Below are 6662 nucleotides of genomic sequence, written 5' to 3'. Positions count from 1 at the left end.
GAGTTTGAGCGTTTTGTCTGTTTATTTTATCAATACAAATATACAAAATTTCCCTGTAACAAGGGCACTCAAACTCACTTTTATTTGTTAAATAAATCAATTCTTTTTACTTCCGAAACTTGAGTAAATTTATATTCAAAATTATTTGAACGTTCGGTCACAAATTGGTCAAAAGTTCGAACCTTTTGTTCTTCAGGTTTACTCTCATTATCGTCGGAAAGTTTATTGTAAAGATTTTCAGGAATTACAATGATATCTGAACCATTATGATTTTCTCCACCATCACGTGCTTCAGTAACCAGATCGTTATTTTCTTGTATATTTTTTGATGTAACAAATATTGCATTATGTTTTTCATTCATAATTTGCACAGCATGTCGTTGTACATCGATCCATTTTAGTTCATCGTGTGTATTTCCGTAACTATATCCTTTAAAATCATTACTAAGTTCTTCAGCAACCTTTTCATCCTTACATTCTAATAACATCGCACGAACAATTGAGGCATAAGCAGTTCTTCCTACATTTGTTCTCTCACGATTCATTGATTTTTTAAGTTGTGTATTTATTGAAGTTATATTGTAGCTAAATAAGAAATTATCTTCAGTTGCTACTAATACTCCATTTACATAGATTTTGCTATAATAGCCTGAATTTTCTATTATATCTCCATATTTAGTTCTTCCTACTATTTGATAATCATTGAATTTCAAAAAAAGTTTTTTAGCATTTTCTATGGCTTCATCAGGTATATTCTTCAAATGGAATTCTGTTCCCACCATATTTTTATCTATAGGATCATCAATATAAGCATGTAAAGTTACGACATCATCAAAACCGTTCTTATGAGATCTTCCTAAAGTTATTTTCCCATATTTTGATAATATAAGAACTGAAACTTGGTTTCTATCAAATGTTGCTAAGGCATCCTTTAGCCCTATTCCAAATCTTCCAATAATGCCTTTTGCTGATAATTTTTCATTATTTTCATTTTGAGTGAAATCTTCGTATTTTAAACCTCTACCAAAATCTTTAACAATCCACTCTCCATTTCGTTTAAAAATCTGTATATCAGATGTCCCAGATAGCTTCTGCTCATCAATAGCGTTAGCTATGATTTCGCGTACTGCATGTTTCAATTCCCAATTATCAAGAATTCTTTCTATATTTAAATCGAATTTTCGTATCATTGTTTATAGTATTTATTTGTGTAGTAAATTAATTCCAATTATCTATAACATATTGTTCTATTTGTGGCAAATTAAAATTATTACCCCTTAAATCCGCAACTAAGTGCGTAATCTATTATCAAGATTATTTATAGCACTCTGAGGAACAATAAGTTCCTCAGAGCTTTACCATCAATAGAATTTTCACTAACTTTATGTTGAAAACAAAAGAAGCTTAAATTCTCTGTAGCATGGCAAAGATAGCGATAAAAAATGAAAACATTACCCCTTATGGCGGTATATTTTACTTGATGGACGAATTTAAGCGTACAGGACTGGATAAGCTGGTGGACAGCCGCCTGAGATTGCGCTGTGCCAGTTATGGCTATTAGTACAGCGACGTTATGCTTGCACTGTTCTGTATGTATCTCTGCGGTGGCGACCACATAGAGGACATCACGACCATTCTAGGTAAGTATCTGAAAACTGCACCCGGCTCCAAGATACCGAGTTCCGACACCATTGCCCGCAGCCTGAAGGAGCTGCGTTCGATGAGCATAGCCTATACGAGCCAGACTGGTGCCGTCTATGCGATGATCCTGCCAAGGGGCTAAACTCCCTGCTGCTTTGACATGGCCCTGCAGCTTGGACTTCTGAAGAGAGGCCAGGCAAGTTTAATATAGAAGTGCAATTCCTAGGTGTTGGTAAGACGGAATAATCTATACCGGAAAACATCGGGGAGTTTGGGGGTGAGTAGCCTCCAATAAGGAGAAATTTGACAGGCAATGCAATAAAACAAATTGGGGAGACCCCTGTCTCTCCGAAATTAATTAAATTTGCATTGTGTCTTATTAGCTCGATCATTTCTTGATATAATTGATTATCAGGTATTCGCATCTTTTAATAAAGTACAGACCTTCTTAATATGTTTTTGTCTGATTTTCTTGGATTACTATCCTCATTTATAGAGAAGATAGGATTAGACTTTAAGGCTATTATTGCTGTTTATCGCCATTGGTATTATAGAAAGAGAGAGGAGTTGCGAACTGATGTATCTCCTCCTTCTCAATAGATCAATTATTTTCTGATTAAAATTTCCGTTACCTCTTTATCAGCAGGGAGCCACTTGACAGAACACAGATTCTCGCAATCCAGCCATTTGGCATTTTCAGCTTCTAATAGTTGCAAATGACCTTTTATGATATGGCAGAGGAAACATTGCATGTGGAGGTGAAAAGAAGGGTAGTCACAATCGACGGTTTGGATAAGTTGGTCCACAGAAATTTCGGTATTGAGTTCTTCTTCGATTTCTCTTTTGAGGGCATTCTGAGGCGTTTCTCCAACTTCAATCTTTCCACCGGGGAATTCCCACCAGTCTTTGAATTCTCCATAGCCACGTTGAGTAGCAAAATATTTACTATCCTGTTCAATGATGGCAGCGACAACATGAATTGTTTTCATTCTTAAAGAGCAGTTTTATATTTGGAAAAATCATAGACAGAGGCAGGCATCGGACTTTCCAGTTTCCATTTGATTTGCATCTGCTTGCCATAGCTTACGGTCTTGTACCCATAGCTCATAAAATCAACTTTCCCAAGATAGACATATCCCATAGTTCTACTCTTGTCGTCAGCAAACTTCTTCTGTTCTCGGACAAAAAGGAGCATCGTCTGAGTGGAATTGATATAGTTTTGTCCAGTAGTAGAATCTGGAGAAACCGTATTTTGCGTGTCCCATTGGAATATATAAGAACTCAAAGCATGATCATCATAATTGGTCGAATCTCCTACATTACGGTCTTTGATGATGTCAACATACATAGCTTCAATTTTAAGATTTTTATTGCGTTCTACTCCTTCACGACCTGATGACTGTTTGTCGAGAGTTGAAGTACCTATCGCAACCCTTATCTGGTCACGTGTATAGATACCATGGAGTTTTAAAGCGAAATCAGGCAGGTTAGAATTATCGTCTTCTTCCAAAGTTTGACAACGGTTTTTGAGAATGACCATTAACTCTGAAACTTCAGAAATGAAATCCGGATCGAGAGCAAATTCATTGACCATATCTTGAAGTTGTTCGAAGTGGCCAGCTTGTTGATAAAAGTCATAATAAAGCATGAGAAGCCTCATTTGTTCAAGACGAGAGAGATGATTTACATTTATCTTAAATCCTTTCTCACATAGTCTTTCTATAAATGAAAAATAGGTATAGCTATCTGTTGAAAGCCATTTATTACGTGCAGCTGAATGAAATATATTTTCATGGGCAAGTGGCTGGTCAACGATTCCTGCTTGGTAACATATTTCATGGAAAGAATGGCGATTATAGAGCTTTTCTAAGGGCACACGATACATCCTTACAAAATTCGTTAGGGTGAGGGGAATAGAAAAGTTATTACGCCATGTTTTTACCAAGTTGACCAAGCTCCTCAAACCGAATGATTTGATAGCATGATTAATATTATCTAGAATGTATTCTCGAGCCTTGCGTTCTAATTTAATCTGACAGCCCAATGGCATATGTGGAAATCCGTTTTCAAACTCTTCTTTAATGCTTATAGATGTACGACCGATGATAGCTCGAAATCTATCGGTATAGTTGAATTCCTTATTACTTTGACCGACAAAGTCGAGAATGTTGACGAAAGGTTTATCTTTAGCTTTGCGGAGTCCACGGCCTAATTGTTGGAGGAATATGGTTAAACTTTCTGTTGGCCGCAGGAAAAGTATTGTGTCTATGTCTGGAATGTCTATCCCTTCATTGAACATATCTACGACAAAAAGATAATTGATCTTTCCCTTTCTGAGTTTTTTACTGAGAATATTACGTCTTTCGGCATTGTCGCTAGTGAGATAATCGGCCTTTAGACCTGCTAAGGTGAATTTAGCTACCATATACTTGGCATGTTCGATGTCTACGCAAAAGCAAAGCGCTTTAACGTTCTGAGGGTTAGAAAGATAATTCTGTAAAGCATTAAAGATTAGGCTTGTACGTAGATCGTTGCTCCTGTAAATCTTACTTAACTCAAAGATGTCATAATGTCCATGATCCCAATGTACTTCTTTTAGGTCTATACAATCAGTAATGCCATAATAATGAAACGGACATAAAAGAGGTTCATCCGACAAATGCGTAGTTTTTATCATGCAGCGATAGAATTTTGAGTTCAAAGAACTTCTCATCCCGATATCCATACGCCTGTCTTTTCATTGTCTTGATTTTGTTGTTTATTCCTTCAAGTTTACCCGTGGAGATATGGTAGTTGTACCATGCGAGTATTCCACTTTTGTGTGCCATCAGCGTATTCGCAAACTTAATCAGAAGCGGCACCTTAGAATCCCTAGCCTGTTTTACCCAGTCCAAAAGCACCCGTTCGCCTTGTTTCCCGGTAACCTGCATCCATATCTCCCGCAATGCCTCTTTGAGATAGTAGCCTTTCATTAGAGGCGCATTCATCTCCAAAGCATTCTCCAGTCTGTTCCGATGGCAGGAATCATATATATCCTCTCCATTGCGCAGCAGTAGCCAGCGTGCTCCTTTCAACACTTTGCGTTTCATAAGGTCAGCCTCTTGGCTATAGGCTTGCCTACGCAGTTTGTCCAGAGTGTCATTCATCAGCTTGACAACATGGAAATGGTCAAAGACCAATGTCGAATCCGGTGCATTTGCCATTACCGAGGAGATGAAGGCCGCTGAGAGATCCGTTGCCACAGCCTTTATCCGAACCTTTTTCTTACGCACCTTCTCCCAGAACTTATCAAGGGCATCTGCCCCCTTGCCGTCTCCTACATACACCACATGGCCTGTGACCAAGTCGGCAACGATGGTCTTGTATACATGCCCTTTACGGACTGCGAACTCGTCTATCCCGATGAACTCCAACCCGTTTAGGTCAGGACTGCCATAGTGGCGCTGGAGATAACGCTTCTGTATATCCTTTACGGTATCCCATGATATGTTCAGAAACTGTGCTATATCCTTGATGGTGCCTATGCGGGAGAGCCCAACGACATATCGGGCGAACTTGTTTGTGTAAGACCGCTTACCTGTTACGAAATGGAGCTTCTCCTGACGGATACAGCCACATTCCTTACATTCAACTCGCCGGACCTTCATTTTCAATATGGTTTCTCGCCGGCCTACAGGTACACTTCTTATGTAACGATATACGCTACCGGAATGGATTAATTTCCGACTATTGCATTCCGGACACCGTAATTCCTCCGGTTTTGTCTGGATATGATGGATATTTTGGTTACCTTTGTATTCGATTCTCGTACATTCTTGGTGACGTACACCAAATGAGTGATATAGATAGCTGGGATTCATTTTACTATTCTTTTGTTGTGATAAACCAAAGGTAGCAAAAAAACCTGGCTATCTTCTTTTTTAGTCGTATTTTAATTTACACCTACGCATTTGTCGGATGAACCATAAAAGATGATTATTGAGAGCCGTGTCAAGTCTGATTTCTGCTGCAATGTGTCCGTCAAAGTCTTGAGTAATGTCCTCTCCATCCATTCGCTCTGGCGTCGCGGTGAGACCAAGAAGAATTTTGGGCTTAAATTTATTGACGATTTTTCTGTAAGAACTGGCTGCTATATGGTGAACTTCATCGATAATTATATAATCATAGTAGTCATCAGGCAGGTTAAGAGACCCCAACCGATTATTGACGATGTCTTTACTTGCAAACACTTGCGAATAAGAAGTCGGCTCATGGTTGCCATCCCATAAATCTCCAAAGTTATAATCTTCTAAAACCTGTCTGAAAGTTTTCAAACTTTGTTTCAATATTTCTTCTCGATGGGCGATAAATAAGAAACGAGCGGTAGGGTTTTGTTCTCGAAATCTTTTGAAATCGAATGCTGCAATTACGGTTTTACCAGTACCTGTGGCAGCTACTATAAGATTACGATAATGGTGGTGGACTTCTCGTTCAATACGTAATTTCTCTAATATGTTTTCTTGGTAGTCGCGGGCTTGTATCAGATCAAGAATAGAGTAGTCAATAGGAGCTTCATAATTCTTATCTAACGCGTTTTTTAAACGTTCATCGTCTTTTCCTGGGATAAACTCTTCAAAAAGATCATTGTTCCAATAGCCCTCAAAGGAATTTCTGATTTTCTGAATAATGTCTGGAAGTTCAGATTGCGTAACTTTTATGTTCCATTCGAGTCCTTCTGTCAAGGCTGGGGCAGAAAGATTAGAGCTGCCTACATAGGCAGTATGAAAGCCAGTCTTGCGGAGAAACAGATAGGATTTGGCATGTAGCCGATCAACTTCATTATTATAAGATACTTTGACCTTTGTGTGATTGAGGCTCGAGATTTTTTTAACAGCTTTGAAATCGGTTGCCTGTAGGTGAATTCAACAAGCAAGTGCAAATTTAGATAATCTTATCATAAAAGGATTCAAGCGGACAGTCAAAGTTCAACTTCTTTCTTGGTCTTGTGTTAATTTTATACTCAATCATCTTTATTTTCTGAA

At 38.3% G+C, this 6662-nt stretch carries 5 protein-coding genes and 2 pseudogenes; 1 reads left to right on the top strand and 6 read right to left on the bottom strand.

Annotation, left to right across the window (positions count from 1 at the left end; genetic code table 11):
• Window positions 1–80 precede the first annotated feature (80 nt).
• On the bottom strand, window positions 81–1190 hold the full coding sequence (locus NG821_RS12130) for an ATP-binding protein (protein ID WP_252761921.1): 1110 nt from the start codon (window positions 1188–1190) through the stop codon (window positions 81–83).
• A 230-nt stretch (window positions 1191–1420) separates the two neighbouring features.
• On the opposite strand from NG821_RS12130, the pseudogene NG821_RS12745 reads away from it, so the two are divergent.
• Window positions 1421–1837: pseudogene (locus tag NG821_RS12745) on the top strand (IS1380 family transposase); the annotation flags it as partial.
• A 409-nt stretch (window positions 1838–2246) separates the two neighbouring features.
• Here the strand turns inward: NG821_RS12745 and NG821_RS12115 are convergent.
• The 5 genes and pseudogenes from NG821_RS12115 to NG821_RS12740 all read right to left on the bottom strand — a co-directional run.
• Entirely contained in the window at window positions 2247–2630 is a 384-nt protein-coding gene (locus NG821_RS12115; RefSeq protein ID WP_252761918.1) for a (deoxy)nucleoside triphosphate pyrophosphohydrolase, read from the bottom strand.
• Window positions 2631–2632: 2 nt separating this feature from the next.
• Window positions 2633–4318 carry a DUF3427 domain-containing protein gene (locus NG821_RS12110; protein ID WP_252761917.1) on the bottom strand — a complete coding sequence of 562 codons (1686 nt, stop codon included), beginning with the start codon at window positions 4316–4318 and terminating at the stop codon, window positions 2633–2635.
• The gene (locus tag NG821_RS12105) at window positions 4290–5501 is read right to left on the bottom strand and encodes an ISL3 family transposase (RefSeq protein ID WP_252761916.1); all 1212 of its coding nucleotides are present in this window, start codon (window positions 5499–5501) and stop codon (window positions 4290–4292) included. The genes NG821_RS12110 and NG821_RS12105 overlap by 29 nt, the downstream gene beginning before the upstream one ends.
• Before the next feature lie 60 nt (window positions 5502–5561).
• Entirely contained in the window at window positions 5562–6542 is a 981-nt protein-coding gene (locus tag NG821_RS12655) for a DEAD/DEAH box helicase family protein (protein ID WP_394802091.1), read from the bottom strand.
• Window positions 6543–6561: 19 nt separating this feature from the next.
• Window positions 6562–6662: pseudogene (locus NG821_RS12740) on the bottom strand (IS30 family transposase); the annotation flags it as partial.

This window comes from Segatella cerevisiae, assembly GCF_024054555.1.
Classification (GTDB): Bacteria; Bacteroidota; Bacteroidia; order Bacteroidales; family Bacteroidaceae; genus Prevotella; species Prevotella cerevisiae.
Note: the sequence above shows the minus strand (reverse complement) of the source record. Positions and strands in the feature narration are given on the sequence as shown.

What these genes read in the sequence shown, in the direction of transcription:
- NG821_RS12130 (WP_252761921.1), bottom strand. Translation starts at nt 1,190, where the DNA reads ATGATACGAAAATTCGATTTAAATATAGAAAGAATTCTTGATAATTGG.
- NG821_RS12115 (WP_252761918.1), bottom strand. Translation starts at nt 2,630, where the DNA reads ATGAAAACAATTCATGTTGTCGCTGCCATCATTGAACAGGATAGTAAA.
- NG821_RS12110 (WP_252761917.1), bottom strand. Translation starts at nt 4,318, where the DNA reads ATGATAAAAACTACGCATTTGTCGGATGAACCTCTTTTATGTCCGTTT.
- NG821_RS12105 (WP_252761916.1), bottom strand. Translation starts at nt 5,501, where the DNA reads ATGAATCCCAGCTATCTATATCACTCATTTGGTGTACGTCACCAAGAA.